This window comes from Mesorhizobium sp. LNJC405B00, assembly GCF_000502615.1.
Taxonomy (GTDB): Bacteria; Pseudomonadota; Alphaproteobacteria; order Rhizobiales; family Rhizobiaceae; genus Mesorhizobium.
In genome coordinates this window covers 741,641-762,500 of record NZ_AYWC01000001.1, presented here as the reverse complement: position 1 = coordinate 762,500, position 20,860 = coordinate 741,641, and the positions used below count along the sequence as shown (strand labels likewise).

Below are 20,860 nucleotides of genomic sequence, written 5' to 3'. Positions count from 1 at the left end.
CGAACGCGGGGAACTGAAACATCTAAGTACCCGTAGGAAAGGACATCAACCGAGACTCCGGAAGTAGTGGCGAGCGAACCCGGACCAGGCCAGTGGCGATTGAGAGACAAGCGGAACCTTCTGGAAAGTAGGGCCATAGTGGGTGACAGCCCCGTACGCGTAATGCAATCAATCGTCCTCGAGTAAGGCGGGACACGTGAAATCCTGTCTGAAATTGGGAGGACCACCTTCCAAGCCTAAGTACTCGTGCATGACCGATAGCGAACTAGTACCGTGAGGGAAAGGTGAAAAGCACCCCGACAAGGGGAGTGAAAGAGTACCTGAAACCGATTGCCTACAAACAGTGGGAGCCCGCAAGGGTCACCACGTACCTTTTGTATAATGGGTCAGCGACTTAGTGTGACGAGCAAGCTTAAACCGCTAGGTGTAGGCGCAGCGAAAGCGAGTCTGAACAGGGCGTTCAGTTCGTCGCATTAGACCCGAAACCGAGTGATCTAGCCATGAGCAGGTTGAAGGTAAGGTAACACTTACTGGAGGACCGAACCCATAACTGTTGCAATAGTTCGGGATGACTTGTGGCTAGGGGTGAAAGGCCAATCAAACTCGGAAATAGCTGGTTCTCCGCGAAATCTATTTAGGTAGAGCGTCGACCGAATACCCCAGGGGGTAGAGCACTGGATGGGCTAGGGGTCCTCACCGGATTACCAAACCTAACCAAACTCCGAATACCTGGGAGTACTAGTCGGCAGACACACGGCGGGTGCTAACGTCCGTCGTGAAAAGGGAAACAACCCTGACCTACAGCTAAGGTCCCCAAGTTATGGCTAAGTGGGAAAGGATGTGAGGATCCCAAAACAACCAGGATGTTGGCTTAGAAGCAGCCATCATTTAAAGAAAGCGTAACAGCTCACTGGTCTAAATAAGGGTCTTTGCGCCGAAAATGTAACGGGGCTAAAGCCATACACCGAAGCTTAGGGTTTGGTCCGCAAGGGCCAAGCGGTAGCGGAGCGTTCTGTAAGCTGACGAAGCCATACCCGTGAGGGGTGGTGGAGGTATCAGAAGTGCGAATGCTGACATGAGTAACGTAAGGGGAGTGAGAGACTCCCCCGCCGAAAGACCAAGGGTTCCTGCTTAAAGCTAATCTGAGCAGGGTTAGCCGGCCCCTAAGACGAGGCGGAAACGCGTAGTCGATGGGAACCACGTTAATATTCGTGGGCTTGGAGGTAGTGACGGATCGCACAAGTTGTCCAATCTTATCGGATTGAACGGGCAGCGGAGCGGTTCCAGGAAATAGCTCCTCCTTATAAACCGTACCCGAAACCGACACTGGTGGTCAGGTAGAGTATACCAAGGCGCTTGAGAGAACTATGCTGAAGGAACTCGGCAAATTGCACGCGTAACTTCGGAAGAAGCGTGACCCTTTTCTACGCAAGTAGAGGAGGGTGGCACAGACCAGGGGGTAGCGACTGTTTATCAAAAACACAGGGCTCTGCGAAGTCGCAAGACGACGTATAGGGTCTGACGCCTGCCCGGTGCTGGAAGGTTAAGAGGAGGGGTGCAAGCTCTGAATCGAAGCCCCAGTAAACGGCGGCCGTAACTATAACGGTCCTAAGGTAGCGAAATTCCTTGTCGGGTAAGTTCCGACCTGCACGAATGGCGTAACGACTTCCCCGCTGTCTCCAGCATAGACTCAGTGAAATTGAATTCCCCGTGAAGATGCGGGGTTCCTGCGGTTAGACGGAAAGACCCCGTGCACCTTTACTATAGCTTTACATTGGCATTCGTAGTGGCATGTGTAGGATAGGTGGTAGGCTTTGAAACCTGGGCGCCAGCTCAGGTGGAGCCACCCTTGAAATACCACCCTTATTACTATGGATGTCTAACCGCGGCCCGTTATCCGGGTCCGGGACAATGTATGGTGGGTAGTTTGACTGGGGCGGTCGCCTCCTAAAGAGTAACGGAGGCGCGCGATGGTGGGCTCAGAACGGTCGGAAATCGTTCGCTGAGTGCAATGGCATAAGCCTGCCTGACTGCGAGACTGACAAGTCGAGCAGAGACGAAAGTCGGTCATAGTGATCCGGTGGTCCCGCGTGGAAGGGCCATCGCTCAACGGATAAAAGGTACGCCGGGGATAACAGGCTGATGACCCCCAAGAGTCCATATCGACGGGGTTGTTTGGCACCTCGATGTCGACTCATCGCATCCTGGGGCTGGAGCAGGTCCCAAGGGTATGGCTGTTCGCCATTTAAAGCGGTACGTGAGTTGGGTTCAGAACGTCGTGAGACAGTTCGGTCCCTATCTGCCGTGGGTGTAGGAATATTGAAAGGATCTGTCCCTAGTACGAGAGGACCGGGATGGACGGATCTCTGGTGGACCTGTTGTGGCGCCAGCCGCATAGCAGGGTAGCTATATCCGGACGGGATAACCGCTGAAGGCATCTAAGCGGGAAACCCACCTTAAAACGAGTATTCCCTGAGAACCGTGGAAGACGACCACGTTGATAGGCCGGGTGTGGAAGAGCGGCAACGCTTGAAGCTTACCGGTACTAATAGTTCGATCGGCTTGATCGTTCTCATTCCTTATGCTCATCGTGAACACGATGATCTGACCAGCGCTCACGCATGAGCGGCCCTTAACAGGGCCTATGCTCCGCGAGGGCGCCGGAAAACCGGCGACGCGCAGTCGCGCTTGCGGACTTTGTCCGTTAGCTAGACACAAACGTCGCCTTGGCACGAAAAAACAGCTTCTCGATATAACGTGCGTTTTGCCGACCTGGTGGTTATGGCGGAGCGGCTGCACCCGATCCCATTCCGAACTCGGCCGTGAAACGCTCCAGCGCTGATGGTACTTCGTCTCAAGACGCGGGAGAGTAGGTCGCTGCCAGGTCTGCAAAACGCACGTTGAACTCTCATCCGCAAACCGGATGAAACTGAATCTTCTCTCTACGAAAAGGCCCGCCAAGGGATCACGGGCCGCGCAAGCGGCCCTTTCATTTGGTCAGCCATATACCTATCTGTAAGCCATCCTGTTCATAGGCCCAGGCTTACGTCCAGATAAGCAAGCAAACGCTTGCTTCAGATCCGGAGCANAGCAAGCAAGAGCTTGCCCTGGAGAGTCCGGAGCAAGCAAGAGCTTGCCCTGGAGGTGACGCGGGGTGGAGCAGCCCGGTAGCTCGTCAGGCTCATAACCTGAAGGTCACAGGTTCAAATCCTGTCCCCGCAACCAACATCAAAAACAGCCCGCTTCACGCGGGCTTTTTGCGTTCGGACCGTGCTCGATGGCCGCGACCGGCTATTCAACGATCGAGGAGGGCAGCAAGGCTGGCGTGCTCGACTTTATTGACAGGTCCGCGAACCGGGGGGTGATGCCGCCTCGGCGCATTTCGGCGAGAGCTACACGTCGAGCATTGGGAGCTCGCCAGCCCGTCATGGCAAGCGATCTGCACGACAACAGCATGATTCGAGCGGCGGAGAGATCGTCGTGCGAAGGCGCTAACCGTTGATTTAAACAACCCGCGCCTTGCCGAAGCTTTTCGTCGCGGGCCGCTTCAGCCAACTCGCCGCAACGACGCGTGGAAGACCAGCGAGGTCCAGCTGTTGCTCGAGGCGAGATGGCAATAGAGCAGCGCAAGCGCGCCGGATTTCCTGAGATCGAGAAACGCCTCGTCGCTCAATTTGTTGAAGGCCGGCTCGTCGATCACCTGAAAGTCGGTGAGGTTGAGGGTCTCGCCGCCCTCCAGCGTCACCTTGCTCTGCCGCGGCGCGAACAGGCCGCGCGCGTCGATCTTGTCGATCATGGCGCGAGTCGCATTGAAGTCGGTCTGAAACTGGCTGCAGAAGGCGAGCGCCTGCTTCGAGGCCTCGGCCGGCTCGTTGCCGTCGAAGAAGGGCGCGATCTCGTCGCTGTCCTTGGATGAGGGCATCTGCTCGACGACGCGTTCGCTGGCGCGGTCGATGCACAACGTCAGGCGGCCGGTCGTTTTCGATTCATCGGCGAGGATGAAGGGGTACCGGCGGACATAGGCGGGAATGTAATGCGGCTCCGCCCATTTGCCGTCGGCGCCGACGAACAGGTTCTGGTCCTGGCGCAGGCCGGTGATGATGACAGGCGCCTTGGCGTCGCCGATGAAAACGATGGGGTAAGAGCGCATCGCCGCGGGCATTTCCGAGGCGACGACCGGGATGGCGTGCGCGGTGCGGGCAAAGGAGAAATCGGCACGCGCCGTAAGGCCGAGTGAGCCGTGCCGCAGCGGATTGAGCGCCTCGGGCTTTTTGTAGAACAGCGGCAGCGCATTGGCGGGCGTGCTTTCCGCCCCGTCCGTTTTCGCATCGGTCATCCCTGGCATTCTCCTCTTATGCCCTCCGGTTTAGGCCAGCGGCGGCGAGGGCGCAACGCACTGACGACTGATCTACCCCGACATTAGCGGGATAAATCTACCTCGTTGTTCGATCGTGCTCTTTTCTACTTCTGGAGATCGAGCTCTATAGACAGCATGCCATCAAGCAGCGACATTGGCTGACGGGACAGACTCTCAACACAAAACGTCTTAAGACAGACGAACCAGGGCAGGCGCATGGCATCGCTTTCGGATTTCGAGCAGGGGCAGAGCTTTTCCGTCGAAGCCGGCGGTCAGACGCTCACGCTGGAACTGAGCGCGGTGCAGCCCATTGCCAACAGCCCGCGCGACGGCGGTGGCTTCACGCTGCTGTTCAGGGGGCCGCGCGACGCGGCGCTGCCGCAGGCTATCTATCGGTTCAACGGCAAAAGCGGCGCCCATGAGATCTTCATCGTGCCGATCGCTGCCGATGCGGCGGGGCGGCTTTACGAGGCGGTATTCAACTGATTTTTCGCGGTCCGATCGGCCAGGGGACGATCCGGTCATCAGGGTGATTGCCAGCGCGGCGGCTCGACATATGATCGACTATATCGAGATTGCGGACGTATTTGACGGAGCGGCGTGTAGCGCACTGTGCGCCGAAATCCGGGCGGCCGTGAGCCGTCCGGCCGGCCTGCTGGGGCGTGCCGACCAGAAGACGGCATGGCCGGAGATTCGCAAGACCGTGCGCGCCGAGGTTTCGCAGGCCACTGAAGAGCGGGTGAGTGCCCTGTTGGCGCAGCAGAAGGCGGCTCTGGAGCGGCATTTCGGGCTGCTGCTCGGCCAGGTCGAGAAACCTCAGTTCCTTCACTATCGGGAAGGCGATTTCTTTGTGCCGCACCAGGATGGCAACACGCCGCTCATTCACGACGAGTCGCGGTTCCGAAAGATCTCGGTGGTGATCTTTCTCAACCGTCAATCGGACAACCCTTCGCCAGAAACCTATGCAGGCGGCTCGCTGGTCCTGCATGGGCCTTACAGCGGCCCGGACCTGCGCATTGCCATGCCGGCATTGCCGGGCTCTCTCGTCGCCTTTCGCTCGGAAACGACGCATGAAGTCACCCCGGTCACGTGCAACGAACGTTTCACCATCGTATCCTGGTATCGCGGCGCGTGACGACCAACACGGCCCCTTACGGCGAACGGATCATCAGGTCGTAGACGCCCTTGTCCTCGGCAACGGTGAAGCCGAGGCGTTTGTAGAGCCGCCGCGCTGGATTGTTCTTCTCGACATGGATCGAGACCGACTTGCCGGCGGCGGCGGCCTCATCGATGAGATCGGCGAGCAACGCACCGCCAGACCCCTTGCCGCGATGCGCCGGCAGGAAGGCGATATCTATGATGCAATGCTCGCTCGCCGAGCGCTCGATATACAGGCGACCGATATCTTGCCTTGCCTGCTCGATCACCAGCCAGTCGGCGTTGGGATAGTATTTCTGGTAATGCGCGTGCTGCGCTTGAAACTGCATGTCGAGGAACGCCGTTTTCTGCGCGTCGCTCCACGGCGTGACGGCAAGTTCTTCGGCGCGGGTCGAGGCGTAGAGCGCCGACAGGAACGGCAGATCGGCGTCCGCCATCGGGCGGAACGTCAGATCAATCCGCGCCGCGCGCACCCAGCAAAATATAACAGGCCCGTTGTCCACAATCGGAAGCTGGATCATGGAGTGGCGCTTACGGACGCGCCGGATAAACGCCTTGCATGGCAATGATGAACGTCATCGCCAGATAGGGAGGCAGGTTGTTGTGAGGCAACGTACTGCCAGTTATGCTCAGTGCCTGGGGGTCCATCTGGACCAGATTTTGCGAAGTGTTGTTCTGATACAGCGTTCCGCCCCCCGACTTCCCCAGAACAACCGCATCGGTAAGAGTTCCCTGGGCGCCACTCTCGGTGGATATCGCGACAAAATGATTATGTTGCGGCATTTCCGTTTGCAGAAGGGTGACGGACGTTTCGCCACCCGTCTCGCCGAGAAACCGCTCCGACAAGCCATTGCCCTGTCCTTGCCCCATGGGCGCGGAGCCAGCCATATTCGGCAACGCGAAGGTCGACTTGCCGTCGCCGCCGTAAACTGTGCCCAGCAGCGAAAACAGCGCCGTATTCTGCGAGATTGGCAGGAGCTGGCCATCGCAGGTCGCCCACCCCGTCGGGGCGAAATCTCCGGCAAAAATTCGAATTTCGGCGACGAACGGATTGGTCATGGCAAGTCTCTAGCTTTGCTGGGGGAAGATGCCAAATAGCGAGATGATGAAACTGACGGCGAGGAACGGCACCATATTGTCGTGAGGCTGGCTGCCGCCGGCCGGCGAAATGGCTCCGGCGGCCATGTTGCCATCAGGTGCGATACCCACATAGGGCGTCAGCAGGCTCGATGTCGCCAGGACACCGCCGGACGGACCCGGATTCTTGGCGATATTCGACGAACCGGTCCAGGTATGGGAATGGTTCGGCATTTGTTGGGTTGAAACAGTGACGGATTCGACCCCGCCCAGTTCTCCGATGATATAGGTCTGGCTGACCAGCGGGCCCTTGCCAGCATGGACGGGGATGCGGGATGCGAGGTTGGGCAGGGCGAATGTTTCCTCCCCGTCGCCGCCATAGGTCGTACCGATCAGATTGAACAAGGTTTCGTTCTCGGAGATCGGCATCAGCTGGCCTTGGCAGAACGCCCAGCCATTCGGAGGGAAATTGCCACCGAACATCCTGATCTCGCCGACAAAAGGTTGGCTCATCGAAGCGTCCTCTTAATTTCGCGACGGGAATATGCCTTGCAGGGCAATGATGAAATTCAAGACGAGATAGGGCGATCTGTTCTCATGCTGCTGGCCGCCACCGACGAAAGTGATGTTTTCCTTCGCCATAGCCACCGCGCTGCCAGGCGGCTGATAGATCGGGCTGGCGTTCGCCCCCAACAGCGCGCCGGATGGATTGTTGACGTTGCCGGCAGTGTTCGATGCGTTGACGAAATGGTTGTGTGTCGGCATTTCGCCGAGCGTGAGCGTGTGAAACTCTTCGCCGCCCTGGCCCCCGACAATTGCACCGATAGGGCCGCCCGTATGAACCGGCGCACGTCCCCTCATATCCGGAAGGGCAAAATTTGTCTGGCCGTTGCCGCCGTACCTGGTGCCAAGAAGTGAGAACAATGGCTGGTTCTGGTTAAGCGGCAACAACTGGCCGTTACAAAATGCCCAGCCGCGCGGTGCATAGTTCCAGGAAATGATCTTGACTTCACCTAAATAAGGCTCACTCATCCCCGTCCCCTCCGTTGGCCGCTTACTGTCTGAATTCTTGTATTATGCCTAAGTAAGACAACAAGTCGATATCAGATTCATAAAATATATTTCCTAGGACGAAATCCAAGGTTGCTGACTACGGTGTCGCGGCAGGCAGCAGTGGCAGCGGCTGGTTGAAGAACGTCCGGGTGTCCGTCAGTGCCGTTGCCCCGCCATTGACGGTTTCGATACCGGCCTCGCTCGCCTGCGGTACGTTGATCGTGCCGTCGGCGCCGCCGAGGCCGTCCGCGAGGAAGCGGATGGCATTGGCGTTGTTGACGTTGGTGATGGTGTTGGCATGAACGTCGGCATTGATGATAGCGCCGGCAAATGTGGCGGTGACCGTGATGCCGCGGCTGTCGGCATTGTCGCGAATGGTGTTGTTGGTGACCGTCGCGTGCACGGTGCCCGGCTGCACGAGCTGCGTGATCGAGACGCTGTCGCCACCGCTTATGCCGTTGACGCCGATGCTCTGGATAATGTTGTTGTCGATCAGCACCTTGGCGACGCCGAGGCTTTCATGCCCAACCCTGATGCCGTTGCCGGTTCGCGATCCCGAGGTTGCTACGCCTTGCGTACCGATGACGTTGTTGGCGATTATGCCGTCAAGCGTCCGTGCGAGGTCGCCGCTGCTGAAGACGTTGATGGCCGTCGAGTCGCTGTTGGTGACGGTGTTGTTCCGGACGGTGAAATTCAGATTGCCGCCCGTGCCGGCGCCGGAATTGCTGCTCTGGGTGAGGTTGATGCCGTTGTTCAGATTGTTGAATAGATTTCCCGTGGTCTCGCCGATGTGAGCGTTGACGGTGCCGTCATTGGCAATGACGAACAGACCGGTTCCAGGGATGACTCCCGGTCCGGGATAGGCGTTGTTGCCGGTGAAGGTTGCGCCGTCGACGGTCAGCGTCATCGTCGGCGCGCCGGCGACACCGGCGCCGTCCGCCTCGAAGATGAAGTCGCTGCCGGCATTGTTTGAGGCGCCGTTGTTCGAGAACGTGCCGCCGCTCACCACCAGGTTCGCCAACGTGCCGCCGGAATTGATGACCTGCACGTTATGGGTGAATGAGTTGGAGACCGTGAGGTTGGTGAACGTGGTGACGTGCGAGGCGTTGCCGGTAAGTTCGTTGAACAGGATTCCGGACTCGGTGTTGGCATCGGCATTGCTGTTCAGGGTCAGACCGTTGAGCACCACGCCGTTGACCCGCAGCCCCTTTATGCCGTTGCCCGCATTGTCGCTGATGATCATGTTGCTCAGGCTGACATCCTGAGTGTCGGTCAGGCTGACGCCATCGCCGGTCGAGTTCTGGATCGTGCCGCCGCTGCCCCCCGTCGCGCCGGTGCCGGTCACCACCAGATTGCCGCTGGTGCCGGTGTTGTTGAGCACGATGCCGTTGGCTGCACCATTGGACGCAATGCTCCTGAACGTCACGTCGCCGGCGCCGATCGTCGTGTTGGCGACATTAAGGGCCGTGCCCGTGCCGGACACGATGGTGTTGCCGGTGCCCTGCACCGTCATCGTGCCGCCGGTGGTGGCTGCCGGACCGGGGCCGGTGGCGCTGAAACCGGCGCCGCTGGTCGTGGCGATGACCAGCCCGCCATTGGTGAAGTTGATCGTCGCGCCGGCATTGTCGCTCAGGCTGACGCCAGCCGCCGTGGTCGAGGTGATCGATTTCGACGCGCCGGAGAAGGTGATGATGCCGGCGACATTGTCGTCCAGCAGGATGCCGATCTGGCCCGCCGCATTATGCGTGATGTTGCCCGACAGGGTGATGTTGCCGGCGGTCAGGGCGCGATCCTGGATGTTGACCGCCTGGCCGGTGCTGCCGCTGGTGATCGCGCCGGCATAGGTGAAGGCCGCCGTGCCGCCGCTGTTGGCGGTGCCTAGGCCATCGCCGATACGGATCACGGCGCTTGTTCCGCCCACCAGCGCGCCGGTGCCGAGGTCGATCGCTCCCGAACCGGTGACGGTATCGAGGATGACGGCGCTGGTGCCGCCGGCGCCTTTGTTCGTGGAAGCGAAGGTCACGCCGCCCGCCGCGATGGCAACGCTGTCAAGGTTGACCGCGACGCCGCTGCCGGTCGAAATCGTGTTGCCCGAGCCGATAACGGTCACGGTGCCAGTACCGTTGCTCGTGGCGTTGAAGCCGGTGCCGGAGGTGGTGGTGATGGCTAGGCCGCCGCCGGTAAAGTTGACCGCGGTGTTGGTGTTCGCCGTCAGGTCGACGGCATTGTTGGCTCCGGTGGTCAGTATCTTGCTGGCGCCGGAGAAGTTGATCGTGCCGCCGGTGTTGGCGTTGACGAGGATGCCGTTGGCCACGCCGCCGGTGGCGCTGAGAGTGCCCGACAATGTCGTGGTGCCGGCGGTGCGGGTGGAGATGCTGACGACGTTTCCGGCCGTGGTCTTGGTGACCGAGCCGGCATAGCTGACATTGGCCGAGCCGCCGGTGACCAGGAAGGCCGCGCCGGTCGCGCCGCCGAGCGCACCGGAGCCGAGGCTGACAGTGCCGGCGCCGGTGACATTGGTCAGCGACACGTTGTTGGTGCCGCCGGTCGAATTGGTCGAGGTGAAATTGATGCCGGTGGNGCGCTGAATCCGGTGGTGCCGTTGGTGACGATGTCGAGGTTTGCGAAGCTGACGGTCGAGGCCGTGGCGCCGTTGTTGATTGCGACTGCGGTGCCGGTCATCGGCGTCGTGGTGCCGAGATCGACCGTACCGGTGAAGCTCACCGTATTGGCCGCCGTCGCGCCGGAAATGCTGATGCCGCTGGCAGCGCCATTGGCGATCACCGAGCCGGCGAAGGTGAGACTGCCGCCAGCGCGGGTCGAGATCGTGGCCGCCGCGCCCGACGTGCTGATGATGGAGCTGGCGCCGTCGAAGCTGATCACCGCGTTGCCGCCGGTCACCGAAAGGCCGCTGCCGCCCGATATGTCGACATTGGTACCGGCAATCGTGCCGCCAGCGCCCGACGCGCCACCGAAGGCGATGCCGGTTCCGGTCGCCGCCGTGGTGATGTTGACGTTGGTCAGCGTCGTCGTGCCGGTGGTGTTGTCGAGTTTGAAAGCAATGCCGGTGGCGCCGGTGCTGGTGACGTTGGTGATGGTGGTGTTGGACGCGTTCAGCCACACATCGCTGGCGTTGCCGGAGAAAGTAACGTTGTTGATCGTCGTGCTGTTTGACGGCGTGATCTCGATACCCTGCGTGGCGAAATTGCTGATGGTCATGTTGCTGATGACGGTATTCGCAGCACCCGCGCCATTGTCCTTGACGCCACGCGCGGCACCCGCCGGGCTGCCATTCAGGATGAAGCCGTCGATGATGTTGCCGCTGGCGCCGAGCGTGATGACATTGTTGCCGGCGCTCGTCGTCAGCGTCGCGGCGCCATTGGGCGTCTGGTCGATGATCGAGATGCTGTTGCTGGCGAGCTGGATGGTGGAGGGCACCGTCAGCGCCAGATTGATGTTGCCGTTGCCGAAGCCGCGCACCTGCTCGCCGGTGGCGAGAGCCAGCGTGTCGTTGCCATTGCTGCCTGCCGCGGTGATGGTGCCGCCATCGTTGACGAGAACCAGGATGTCCGTCGCCACGGCTGCTGCTTCGGCGGTGGCCAGCGTCGCGAGATTGTTCTGGTCGCGACCGCTGCCGTCACCGGTCGCGGACGCGCCGACGAAATAGACCTTGCCGGTTCCGAAGCCCAGGCCGGGAGCCGACTGGAAGTTCACATCCTGGAAATTGTAGGTGCCAGCAACCGGCGCACTGGAGGCATCGATGCCTACATTGGCGCCGATGGTCGAGAGCTGGTCGGTCGCCGATTCGCCGTCGCCATAGGTGAAAGCGAGGTTGGTGGCGCTGTTGAGGAACACGCCGGTGTTGACGCCGGCAATGCTGGAGCTGGCGCCGCCGACAACGGCATCGCCGAGGCGTACCGTCTGGCCGCCAGTGGCGCCACGCAGGTCGACGGCGATGGTGCTGCCGGCGGCGGCCGCGTTGGTCACGTCGAAATCATTGGCGGTGATCGCCGCGTTGATCGCCGCACCATTGAGGTCGAAGGCGATGCCTGTCGTGCTGTTCAGGCCGATGTCGAGATCGTTGAAGGACAGCGCCGCGCCAAGCGTGCCGGAAACATCGACACCACGCGTGGTGATGCCTTGCAGGTTGACCGTGCCGAGAATGATGGCCCCGCCGCCGGACGAGGCGATATTGGTCAGCGAGATGCCGGTTGCGGCGGCAGTGGCCGAAACACTGTCGAAATTCATGCCCGCAGCGCCAATCGTAACGCCATTGAGGTTCAACGCGGTGCCGCCGGCCGTCGTGGTGATGCTGTTGTCGCTGAGGAGCGCGCCGACGCTGACCGTGCCACCGCCGCTGGCGTTGAAGCCCGTGCCGGAGGTGGTGGTAATCACCAGGCCACCCGTATCGAAGTTGATCGTCGCGCCGGTGTTGGTCGTCAAGTCGACCGCCGTATTGGCGCCAGTGGTCAGCGTCTTCGTGCCACCGCTGAGAGTGATGGTCCCGCCGGAGTTGCCGTGGACATAGATACCATTGTCGAAACCGCCGGTGGCGCTGAGCGCGCCGGACAGTGTGACCGAACCGCCGGTGACGCCGGAGATGTCGACGATCTTGCCGGCGGTGGTCTTGGTGACGGAGCCGCCATAGCTGACGGTCGCAGCGCCGCCATTGACCAGGAATGCGACGCCCGAAGCGCCGCTCAATGCGCCGGATCCGAGGCTGACTGTTCCGGTGACATTGGCCAGGCCAACATTGTTGGTGCCGCCGCCCGACGAGGTCGAGTCAAGCGCAATGGTGGCGGCGACGTTGGTGAGGCTGATCGACTGACCGCTGGTCGAATTTACCGTCTGGGCTGCAGCGGAAGCGGTGATGCCCATAACGCCACCGGTCCCGACAATGCCGGTGCCGCTGGTGGTATCAATGGTCAGGCCGTTGAGGAAGTTCACCGTGCCGGCGCTTTGCGAGAAGCCGACGCCGCTGCTCGTGTCGATGTTGGCGAGGCCGGCGATGTTGAGGTTGCCGCTGACCCAGTTTATGCCGCCGCCGGTCGTCGCGACGTTGTTCACCGTCACCGTGTTGAAGTTGAAAGTGCCGGTGTTGGCGCCGGTGACGTCGATGCCGAAGCTGCCGGTGCCGGTGATGCTGGTTGCGCCGGAGACATTCACCGCCCCGGTGACGCCGTTGAGGATGATGCCGCTGGTGGCGCCGCTCGAGGTGATGCTGTCGAAATTGACGCCGCCGGCGCCGAGTGTGCCTTGCAGCGACAGCGCGGTCTGGCCCGTGGCGTTGATCGTCGTCGAACCGGCATTGGCGACGGTGAGGCCATTCAGTCCCGAAAGGCTGAGGCCGGTGGCCAACGATGTCGTGATGTCGAGGCCGCCATTGAAGTTGACCGCAGCTGCCGCGCTGCCGCCCGAAATCGAAACGCCGTTGCCGCCGGTGATCGTCACCTGGTCGGTGAAGGTCACCGCGCCGCCGGTGCGGTTGGCGATATTGATGCCGCCACCGGTCAGCGTTCCCGGAGTGGCGCTGTTGGGCAGGATGCCGCGCGACACCGAAATGGTGCCGGTGCCGCCGTTGACGTCGAGCAGCGTGCCGGCAACGTTGATGTTGTTGTTGATGATCGACAGATTGCCGTTGAGGCCGGCGACCTGGATGGCCGTCTGACCAGCGGCGACGTTGCTGATCGTCACGCCTTCGATGGTGATGCCGCTGGCATTGCTGAAGCCGACCGCGCTCTGATCGATGAGGAAGGCGGCACCGGTCGCGCTGCTGAAGTCGAAAGCGGTGTGGCGCACGGCGTTGTCGCCGAGCAATTGCATCAGGTTGGCCGTCCCGCTGACCACGGCCTCGTCGCCGGTGATGTTGCCGCCGGTGGCGCCGAGATTGCCCTGGACGTTGGCCGGCTGGATCGTGCCGGTCGAAACCACATTGCTGTTGCCGAAGCCGGTGATCGTCTGGCCGGAATCGAGCGTGAAGGCGGTGGCGCCGAGATTGATCGTGCCGACGAAGGCGAAGTTCTGCGTGCCGGTCAGCGCATCGGCGGCGGCGAGCGAAATGGTGTTGACGCCCATGCTGAGATTGCCGGTCGTGCCGGCGGCGATTAAGCCGCCCGACTGCGAGACCAGCGTGATCGAACCGGGCGCGGTGGCGAGGTTGGCGCTGCCGGTGAAGAACACGTCGTCGAAATCGTAGTTGCCGAGCGTCGGATCGAGACCGACCGTGTTGACGGTGAAGCCGCCGGCGGCGGCGATGATGAAGGACTCCAGCCCGTCGGTCGAATCGCCGTCGCCGAAGGTGAAGTTGGCATTGGCGGAGGTCGCCGTGGTCTGGCCGGACGACAATTCGACGCCGATGCCGACATTGTCGATCTTCGAGCCCTGCAGGAAGGTGATGACCTTGTTGCCGGTGGTCGACGACAGGTCGATGCCGCGCGAGGTCAGGTCGCCCAGGCCGGTGATCGTCGTCAGGCCGAAATCGGCCGTCGTCGAGGAGCCGCTGAAGTCGATGCCGGTCTGGTTGGCGCCGACATCGTCGATGGTGGTCGTGCCGAAGCTGACATCGTTGTTGGTGCCGGCGAAGTTGATGCCGGCAGTGCCGCTCGTGGTGCCCAGCGTGACCTGGGTCGTGCCGAAGGTCACCGGGCCGGCATTGCCGACAATGTTGATGCCGATGCCGCCGGCGCCCGTCACGGTCACCGCCCCGAAGGTTGCCGATGCGGTGCTCGCGACACCGGAGACGGACAGGCCGGTGCCCAAGGCATTGGTGATCGATAGCGGGGTGGTAACATTCAACGTTGCAGTGCCGATCAGGCCACCGACCACCGCGCCGCCGCCACCGCTCGCCGACAGGGTCGGGCCGGTGAAGCTGAACGCACCGCCTGCCGGGGGCAATGTCGAGCCGATGGCGAACAGATTTCCGGTGCCGGTCGACGTGACGCTGCCGCTGAACTGGGCCGAGCCGCCGATGGTGCCGTCGATCTTGACCGCCGTGCCTGGTGCTGTTGCCGAGCTGGAGATGTTGGCCGAGACCGTGATCGCGGCGCTGCCGCCAAAAACCACGACGCCGTTGCCGGTGCCGGAACCGGTGATGGTGCCGCCGATGTTGATCGTGCCGGTGTTGTTGGTCAGGCTGACGTCGTCGCCCGAAACCAGCGTCGTCACCAGATTGTTGACATTGACCGTCGCGGCGCTGCCTTGCACCACGAAGCCGGGGCCACCGCCAACAACCGTGTCGATCGTCGTCGTGCCATTGAAGGTAACGGCGTTGGCCACGTTGGTGAGGCGGATGGCGTCGCCATTGACGCGATTGATGTCGACAGCGCCGAAGGTGACGCTGCCGCCGCTGGTGTTTTCGATGAGGATGCCGGTCTGCACGGCGCCGCCTGAGCCGTCGACGGTGACGCTGTCGAAAATGACGCCGCCTGCGCCGATGGTCAAACCGCCGGCGCCACCGAGATGGATGCCGTTTTCGACAGGGCCGAGCCCAGATGCAGTCGTGTTGGTGCCGGTGACGGTGAGCGTGCCGCCATTGATGGCGCTGCAGGCAAGGCCGCCATCGGTGGTGAGGTCGAGCCCGCCGGTGAAATTGATCGTGCCGCCGGCATTGCCGGTCAGGTCGATGGCGTTGGCCGCGCCGGTGCTGGCGGTGATTTGGCCGGCGAAGGTGGCGGAGCCGCCGGTCATGCCGCTGATCATGACCGCGCTCGCGGCACTCGTCTGATTGATGGTGCCGTTGTAGGTGAGGTTAGGCGTTGCTCCAAGAATGCTGAGCGCCGTGCCCGTCGTGCCGGCGATCGAACTCGCATTGTCGAAGGTCAGCGTGCCCGTGGAACCGCCCGTGACGCTGACGCCGATACCGGCGCCGGTGATATCCAAATTGTTGAAGGTGCCGGTGCCGCCGAAGTTGCTGGCCATCAGGCCGGTGCCGCTGACGCCGCCCATCGTCGTGTTGGTGATGTTGATCGCACCCGTTGCGCCGGTCAGGTCGATGCCGGTTACGGCGCTGCTGATCGTCACCCCGGTGATGGTGGCCGCGTTTACATTCGATCCGTTGATCGCCGAGCCCGAACCCGCATTGCTGACGCTGAGGTCGGCGACGCGGTTGCCGTTGGCGAGATCGATGGTGCTGCCGGCCGAGTTGTTGAGAGTGGCGGCGCCATTGCCGAACGGATCGACCTGGGTGCCCGAAGTAACCACCTCGGCGCCGGTGACGTTGGCCGGCGGCCCGCCGAGAGCGACGGTGTTGCCGTTGGCGAAGGAGACGATCTGCTGGCCGTCGGCAAGCGTGAAGCCGTCGGCATCGGTGTTGATGGTTCCAGCGCCGTTGTTGACAAGGACGAAGATGGTGTTGGCGTCGGTCGTCAGACCGTCGGCGGCGTCGGCGTTGATAAGGTCGCCAACGCTCGCGCCGGAGCCGGTCCCGGTGTTTGCTACGCCGACGAAGATGACGTTGGCGGTGTCGAACAGCTGCGGGCCGACCAGATGGGTGGCGTTGAAGGCATAGGTGCGGTTGCCGGCTAGCAGGCCGCGCATGTCGAGCGAGGCGGTCGTCCCGGTGATCGAACTGGTGCCGACACCGGCGCCGAACGAGAAGGTCGTGTTTGCGCTGGTGCCTGCCGCGCCGTTGGTGCCCATCTGGACGCCTGTGCCGGCGGAGATCACACCGGTGCCGATCGTCACCGAGCCGCCGGTGGTGCCGGAAAGGTCGATGCCCGTGGAAGTGCCAGCTCCGGCAATGTCGAGCGACGTGGCGGTGAAGGTCGACTGGCTGCCCGACAGGTCGAGCCCGGTCTTGCCTGTGGGCAGGCCGGTGATGTCGATGTTGGCGAAGCTGATCGTGCCGTTGGCGCCCTGGACGTCGATGCCGCTCTGGGTCGGCTGGCCGATGCTGGCGTCGCCGAACGTTACCGCGCCGGAATTGCCATTGAGGAGGATCCCGTTCACGCCGGCCTGGTTGATCGTCACCGTGCCGAACGTGGTGGCGCCGGAACTGTTGTTGATCGAGATGCCGTCGCGCGATGGCTGGGTGATGGTGGCCGCGCCGCCGAAATCAACCGTGGCGGCGCTGTTTGTGATGAAAATGCCGTCGAAAAGGGTGTTGGAGGTCGTCGTCGTGCCGGTAACGGAGAAATTGCCGCCGACGTTGCCCAGGCCGATTCCACTCTGTCCGCCGGACTGGCTCACCGTGTCCAGCGTGACATTGAGCGCCATCGGGTTGATAAGCCCGAAAGTGGCGACATAGACGGCCTGGAGGCCGTTGCCCGAAACCGTGCCGCCGGTCGTCGTCAGGCTTCCGCCGCCCGTCGAGTTGACGAAGATGCCTAAGCCGCCATTGTCCTTTGCATCGAGCGTCTCGAATCCATAGTTTCCGCCGCTGACGATGAACAGGCCGTGGCCGGTATTGTTCGAGAGTGTCGTCGTGCCGGTGAAACTGTAAGTTCCGCCACCATTGTCGATGAGCAGGCCGCTGCCGGTATTGCCGCTTGAGTTCAAATTGTCGGCGGAAACATTGTTGATGGCGCCATCGAACAGCACGCCGTTCAGGCTGGCGCCTGAAACATTCAGCCCCGACATCGTGACATTGCTGACGCCGCTGCCATGCACGCCATTGCCGTTCGCCACACCGGCGATGTTGAAGTCGAGCAGCGACGTGTTGTTGGCCAGCGTCACGGCGTCGCCGGTGCCGGTATTGGTCAGCGTGGCTGCGCCGCCTGGATCCGAGACGACCTGGTCATGCTTGACGTTGTCACCGGTGACGTTGACGGGAATGCCGCCGAGCGAGAAAGTACGCCCGTTGCCGAACGAAGCCATTGTCTGTCCGGCACTCAGCGAGAAGCCGCCAGAGGCGTCGATGGGCGTCCCGTCATTGACCAGCACGAAGATCGCGGTGCCGTTGGTGATAAGGTCAGCCTGGTTAATCGCAAGCAGACTAGACGTGGAAGAGCCGTCACCCAATGATCCGACGCCGCCGACGAAAATCACATTCTGCTGGTCGAACAGCTGCGGGCCGCTGAAGGTCGTCGAGCCGAAAGCATAGAGCCCGAGCGTCTGGTTGAGCCCCCGCGCGTCGAGGGAGGCGGTGATGCCGGCAATCGAGCCGCCGCCGAAACTGAATTGGGCATTGGCTGAATTGGCCGGCGAGCCGGAAATGCCGAAGCGCACGCCGGTGTCGACATTGGCGATCGCGCCGCCATCGGTGATGACGATCGTTGCCCCGCCCGCGCTCGGGGAAGACAGATCGATGCCGATCGAGCCGGCGGCGCCTGTGCCAGTGATGTTCAGCGACTGCGCCGTGAAATTGGTCTGGCTGCCGGAGAAGTCGAGGCCGATGCTGGAGCCGAGCCCCGAGATGATGATGTTGCCGGCGATGACGGACGCATTGACGCCGGTAAACACCATGCCGTCGGTGCCGGGATCGGTGATGTTGATGTCGCCGAAGCGGATCGCGGCCGGCGAATCCGTGATCGCGATGCCCGGTCCGGTCGTGTTCGAGATCGTCGTCGCGCCGTTGACGGTGAAGCTGCCCGAAAGATTCTCGAGCACGACGCCCGATGCGCCGCCGGTCTGGGTGATCGAATCCAGCACGATATGGGCGGTGATCGGATCGATGAAGACACCGACGCCGTCGTCGCCGAGCGCCTTGTTGGCCGACACCTGGCCGCCGCTGATGTCGATCGAGCCGGCGACCCCGGTGCCCTTCACGGTAATGCCGGCATCGTTGTTGTCGAGCGAGTTGAGGGTGGCGAAAGTGTAGGTGCCGTGGCCGGTTATATCCAGGCCGTCGTCGCCATTGCCCTGCAGCAGCGTCGTGCCGGTGAAGTTATAGGTGCCGTCGCCTTCGATGTGCAGTCCGTCGAGGCCGTTGCCGGTCGCGGTGAAGTTCGAGCCATTGACGCCGGTCGATGTACCGGTGAAGTCGGCGCCGTGGCCGCCGGCGCCGGTGACCGTGACGTTGGTCAACGTGGCGCCGGTGATGTTGTTGCCGAGGATGCCGTCCTTGCCGCCTGTGATGATGATGCCGCTCAGCGTGTTGCCGTTGGCGAGCGTCAGGACGTTGTTGGCGGGGTTGGTGCCCTGGAGGGTGCCGTTGGATCCGCCGAAATTGTAGGTGCCGATGCTGCCGTCGACGAGCCGCGCCTGGACGCCTCCGCCACCGCCGATGACGGTCTGGCCGTTGGCGAGCGTCACACCGGCTGTCGTAATGTTGCCCTTGCCGCCGAGCGCGACGACGACGCCGTTCGCGCCGGCGCCGGCGACCGCATTGTCGAGCGTGGTCGGGTCGCCGATCGTGCCGAGGCCGAGCGCGTCGTTGTCACCATCGGCAAAGAAGAACTGGCCGAATGCCGTGTTGGTGGCGGCATTGATCGCCACCCGCGTCGACGTGCCGGTAACTTTGTCCTGGCTCTCGATGCGAACGCCGATGTCGCCACGCACGCGCTCGTTGACGCGTTTGCGCAGGCCGGGGCTGACCGGATAGACCGGCTCGGCGCCGTCACCGGCCGAAGACGAGCCCTTGTCGAAAGCGTTGAGCGGCACCGTCAGCCGGATGCTGCCGGCGAACTGGGTGTCATCGCGGTTGTCGTTGCGCACCTCGCCGGTGAAGGTCAGCGACGTGCCTTTGCCGATGACGTCGCCGATCGAATATTCCAGGCCGGCCTTGGCGCCGGTGATGCTGCCGTCGTCGCCGTCGGGATCGCCGAAATGGTAGGCGCCGACATCGAAACGCAGTGAATGGTTCTCGGGCAGGTTGAGCGGCACCTGAACGCCGACCTCGCCCTCGATGCCCCAGGCCGCGTAATCGCGGTGGGCGATGGCCGATATCTGCTCGATCAGCTGATGACCGACCAGCGACAGGCTCGACTCTTGCCCGGCCGTGCTGCGGTCGCCGCTGATCGGCAGATAGACGTTTACGTGCGCATCGTATTTTGAGGTGATGGCCTCGAGGCCGAGCGTCGAGGCGACGAACTGGTGACTGTCGTGGTTCTGGATGTTGAGATAGGCGTAGCCGCCGATCATCAGATCCGGATTCACGATGCGGCGAACGCCGAGGCCGACGTCCTGGCCGAAGCCGTCGTCGAAATCGTATTTCGAGCGCACATCGAGAAAGAGAACGGATTCGAGGTTCTGCTTCAGCGGCAGGAAACCCTCGATCGCCGTGTTGCCGCCATTGTTGTTGGCGCCGATGATGGCGCGGACCTGCGGCTGCCACAGTCCGGTGTCGCCGGCATGGGCGGCTATGCCGGTAAGGGCAAGTGCCAGAGTGGACAGCGCAGTCGTCTTCCAGAGATGCCTGGAAAAACCTGACCGGCGATACTTGCTATTCGCCCGGGAGCTTCTTCCGTGCGTCGCCATGTCATTGATCTGCCGAGTTTTCTCGGTCGTCTCCATCCCTTGCGAACCCCGACGAGTACACGCTCCGTCGCTAATACTATCCGAATCCCAGTGTATAGCGAGCATGATTGTTTGCTTTACACGTACAAGATTTCAAAGTTGTTTATTGTGGTAATCCAGCAACAGTAATTTAGCCGGCGCTCATGTACCGTATTGGCTTCCCCGCCAGGCTCGGCTGTTGTATCAACGCGCTGGGCGAAACCCTGACACGACGAGGATCGGGTGGCTTCATTGCTGAGAACCGTTTGTGGGCGGGCCGCCTGGGTCGGCGCGCTATGGCTGGTCGTGTCGGCAGGGTCGGCGCTTGCCGAAGAGCCGAAGTCAACCAAATCTGCCGAGACAAAGCCTGCAGAAGGCAATCCATGGTCGCTAAACTGCGCTAGCGGATCGGCCGGCACCGAGCTTCAATGCCAGGTCTCCCAAAACCTTACCGAGGCCAAGACGGGGCAGCGCGTTCTTACCGTTACGGTTCGCCGCGACAACGGCAATGGCAACCTCGCGATGCTGCTGGCCTTGCCGCACGGGCTGTTCCTGCCTTCCGGCGCCTCGTACCAGATCGACCAGGGGCAGAAGACGACCATCGCCATCCAGACCAGTGACCAGAACGGCGCCTATGCGGCGACCCCTTTGTCGGCGGACCTCCTCAAGGCGATGAAATCGGGAACCAACCTGAACATCGGCATCGAGTCGGTGACGCGCAAGCCGGTGACCATTCCGGTCTCGCTTGCCGGATTCACTGCCGCGATCGACAAGCTTCAAGCGTTGAAATAGCCGGCCTATCTCGGCAGATGCGTAAGCATCAGCTTACGTTATGGACTAGCC

General features: G+C 62.0%; 9 protein-coding genes, 1 tRNA gene and 2 rRNA genes (1 of these 12 only partly in view). 6 read left to right on the top strand and 6 right to left on the bottom strand.

Going from position 1 to position 20,860, the window contains the following annotated elements; genetic code table 11:
* The 3 genes from X756_RS161545 to X756_RS161555 all read left to right on the top strand — a co-directional run.
* A 23S ribosomal RNA gene (locus X756_RS161545) occupies positions 1-2,570 on the top strand; it begins 232 nt to the left of the window's first position.
* 201 nt (positions 2,571-2,771) lie between these two features.
* Positions 2,772-2,886, top strand: a 5S ribosomal RNA gene (gene rrf / locus X756_RS161550).
* Positions 2,887-3,148: 262 nt separating this feature from the next.
* Positions 3,149-3,225: transfer RNA gene (locus X756_RS161555), tRNA-Met, on the top strand.
* A 322-nt stretch (positions 3,226-3,547) separates the two neighbouring features.
* Here the strand turns inward: X756_RS161555 and X756_RS161560 are convergent.
* A complete protein-coding gene (locus X756_RS161560) occupies positions 3,548-4,336 on the bottom strand; it encodes a SapC family protein (protein WP_023728604.1) in 789 nt (262 codons plus the stop codon).
* Positions 4,337-4,573: 237 nt separating this feature from the next.
* On the opposite strand from X756_RS161560, the gene X756_RS161565 reads away from it, so the two are divergent.
* Together X756_RS161565 and X756_RS161570 are read left to right on the top strand one after the other, a co-directional pair.
* The gene (locus X756_RS161565) at positions 4,574-4,843 is read left to right on the top strand and encodes a hypothetical protein (protein WP_023704276.1); all 270 of its coding nucleotides are present in this window, start codon (positions 4,574-4,576) and stop codon (positions 4,841-4,843) included.
* Between the two features lie 70 nt (positions 4,844-4,913).
* Positions 4,914-5,492 (top strand): 2OG-Fe(II) oxygenase, encoded by a 579-nt coding sequence (locus tag X756_RS161570; protein WP_023728603.1) that lies wholly within the window; start codon positions 4,914-4,916, stop codon positions 5,490-5,492.
* Between the two features lie 16 nt (positions 5,493-5,508).
* Here X756_RS161570 and X756_RS161575 read toward each other — a convergent pair whose 3' ends face one another.
* From X756_RS161575 to X756_RS161595, 5 genes are all read right to left on the bottom strand, one after another.
* Positions 5,509-5,952: a GNAT family N-acetyltransferase gene (locus X756_RS161575; RefSeq protein ID WP_032995624.1), complete on the bottom strand. Its 444-nt coding sequence runs from the start codon at positions 5,950-5,952 to the stop codon at positions 5,509-5,511.
* A 94-nt stretch (positions 5,953-6,046) separates the two neighbouring features.
* Complete coding sequence (locus X756_RS161580) at positions 6,047-6,574, bottom strand: tail fiber protein (protein ID WP_023686661.1); 528 nt, start codon at positions 6,572-6,574, stop codon at positions 6,047-6,049.
* 9 nt (positions 6,575-6,583) lie between these two features.
* Positions 6,584-7,105: a tail fiber protein gene (locus tag X756_RS161585; protein WP_023672956.1), complete on the bottom strand. Its 522-nt coding sequence runs from the start codon at positions 7,103-7,105 to the stop codon at positions 6,584-6,586.
* A gap of 12 nt (positions 7,106-7,117) precedes the next feature.
* Positions 7,118-7,624, bottom strand: a complete 507-nt coding sequence (locus X756_RS161590; RefSeq protein WP_023728602.1) for a tail fiber protein — start codon at positions 7,622-7,624, stop codon at positions 7,118-7,120.
* 118 nt (positions 7,625-7,742) lie between these two features.
* Positions 7,743-10,175 carry an S-layer family protein gene (locus X756_RS161595; RefSeq protein ID WP_023728601.1) on the bottom strand — a complete coding sequence of 811 codons (2,433 nt, stop codon included), beginning with the start codon at positions 10,173-10,175 and terminating at the stop codon, positions 7,743-7,745.
* Positions 10,176-20,260: 10,085 nt separating this feature from the next.
* On the opposite strand from X756_RS161595, the gene X756_RS161605 reads away from it, so the two are divergent.
* Positions 20,261-20,809 carry an invasion associated locus B family protein gene (locus tag X756_RS161605; RefSeq protein ID WP_023728599.1) on the top strand — a complete coding sequence of 183 codons (549 nt, stop codon included), beginning with the start codon at positions 20,261-20,263 and terminating at the stop codon, positions 20,807-20,809.
* The last annotated feature ends 51 nt before the right edge of the window (positions 20,810-20,860 follow it).

What these genes read in the sequence shown, in the direction of transcription:
- X756_RS161570 (WP_023728603.1), top strand. Translation starts at nt 4,914, where the DNA reads ATGATCGACTATATCGAGATTGCGGACGTATTTGACGGAGCGGCGTGT.
- X756_RS161585 (WP_023672956.1), bottom strand. Translation starts at nt 7,105, where the DNA reads ATGAGCCAACCTTTTGTCGGCGAGATCAGGATGTTCGGTGGCAATTTC.
- X756_RS161590 (WP_023728602.1), bottom strand. Translation starts at nt 7,624, where the DNA reads ATGAGTGAGCCTTATTTAGGTGAAGTCAAGATCATTTCCTGGAACTAT.
- X756_RS161565 (WP_023704276.1), top strand. Translation starts at nt 4,574, where the DNA reads ATGGCATCGCTTTCGGATTTCGAGCAGGGGCAGAGCTTTTCCGTCGAA.
- X756_RS161560 (WP_023728604.1), bottom strand. Translation starts at nt 4,336, where the DNA reads ATGACCGATGCGAAAACGGACGGGGCGGAAAGCACGCCCGCCAATGCG.
- X756_RS161575 (WP_032995624.1), bottom strand. Translation starts at nt 5,952, where the DNA reads ATGGCGGACGCCGATCTGCCGTTCCTGTCGGCGCTCTACGCCTCGACC.
- X756_RS161580 (WP_023686661.1), bottom strand. Translation starts at nt 6,574, where the DNA reads ATGACCAATCCGTTCGTCGCCGAAATTCGAATTTTTGCCGGAGATTTC.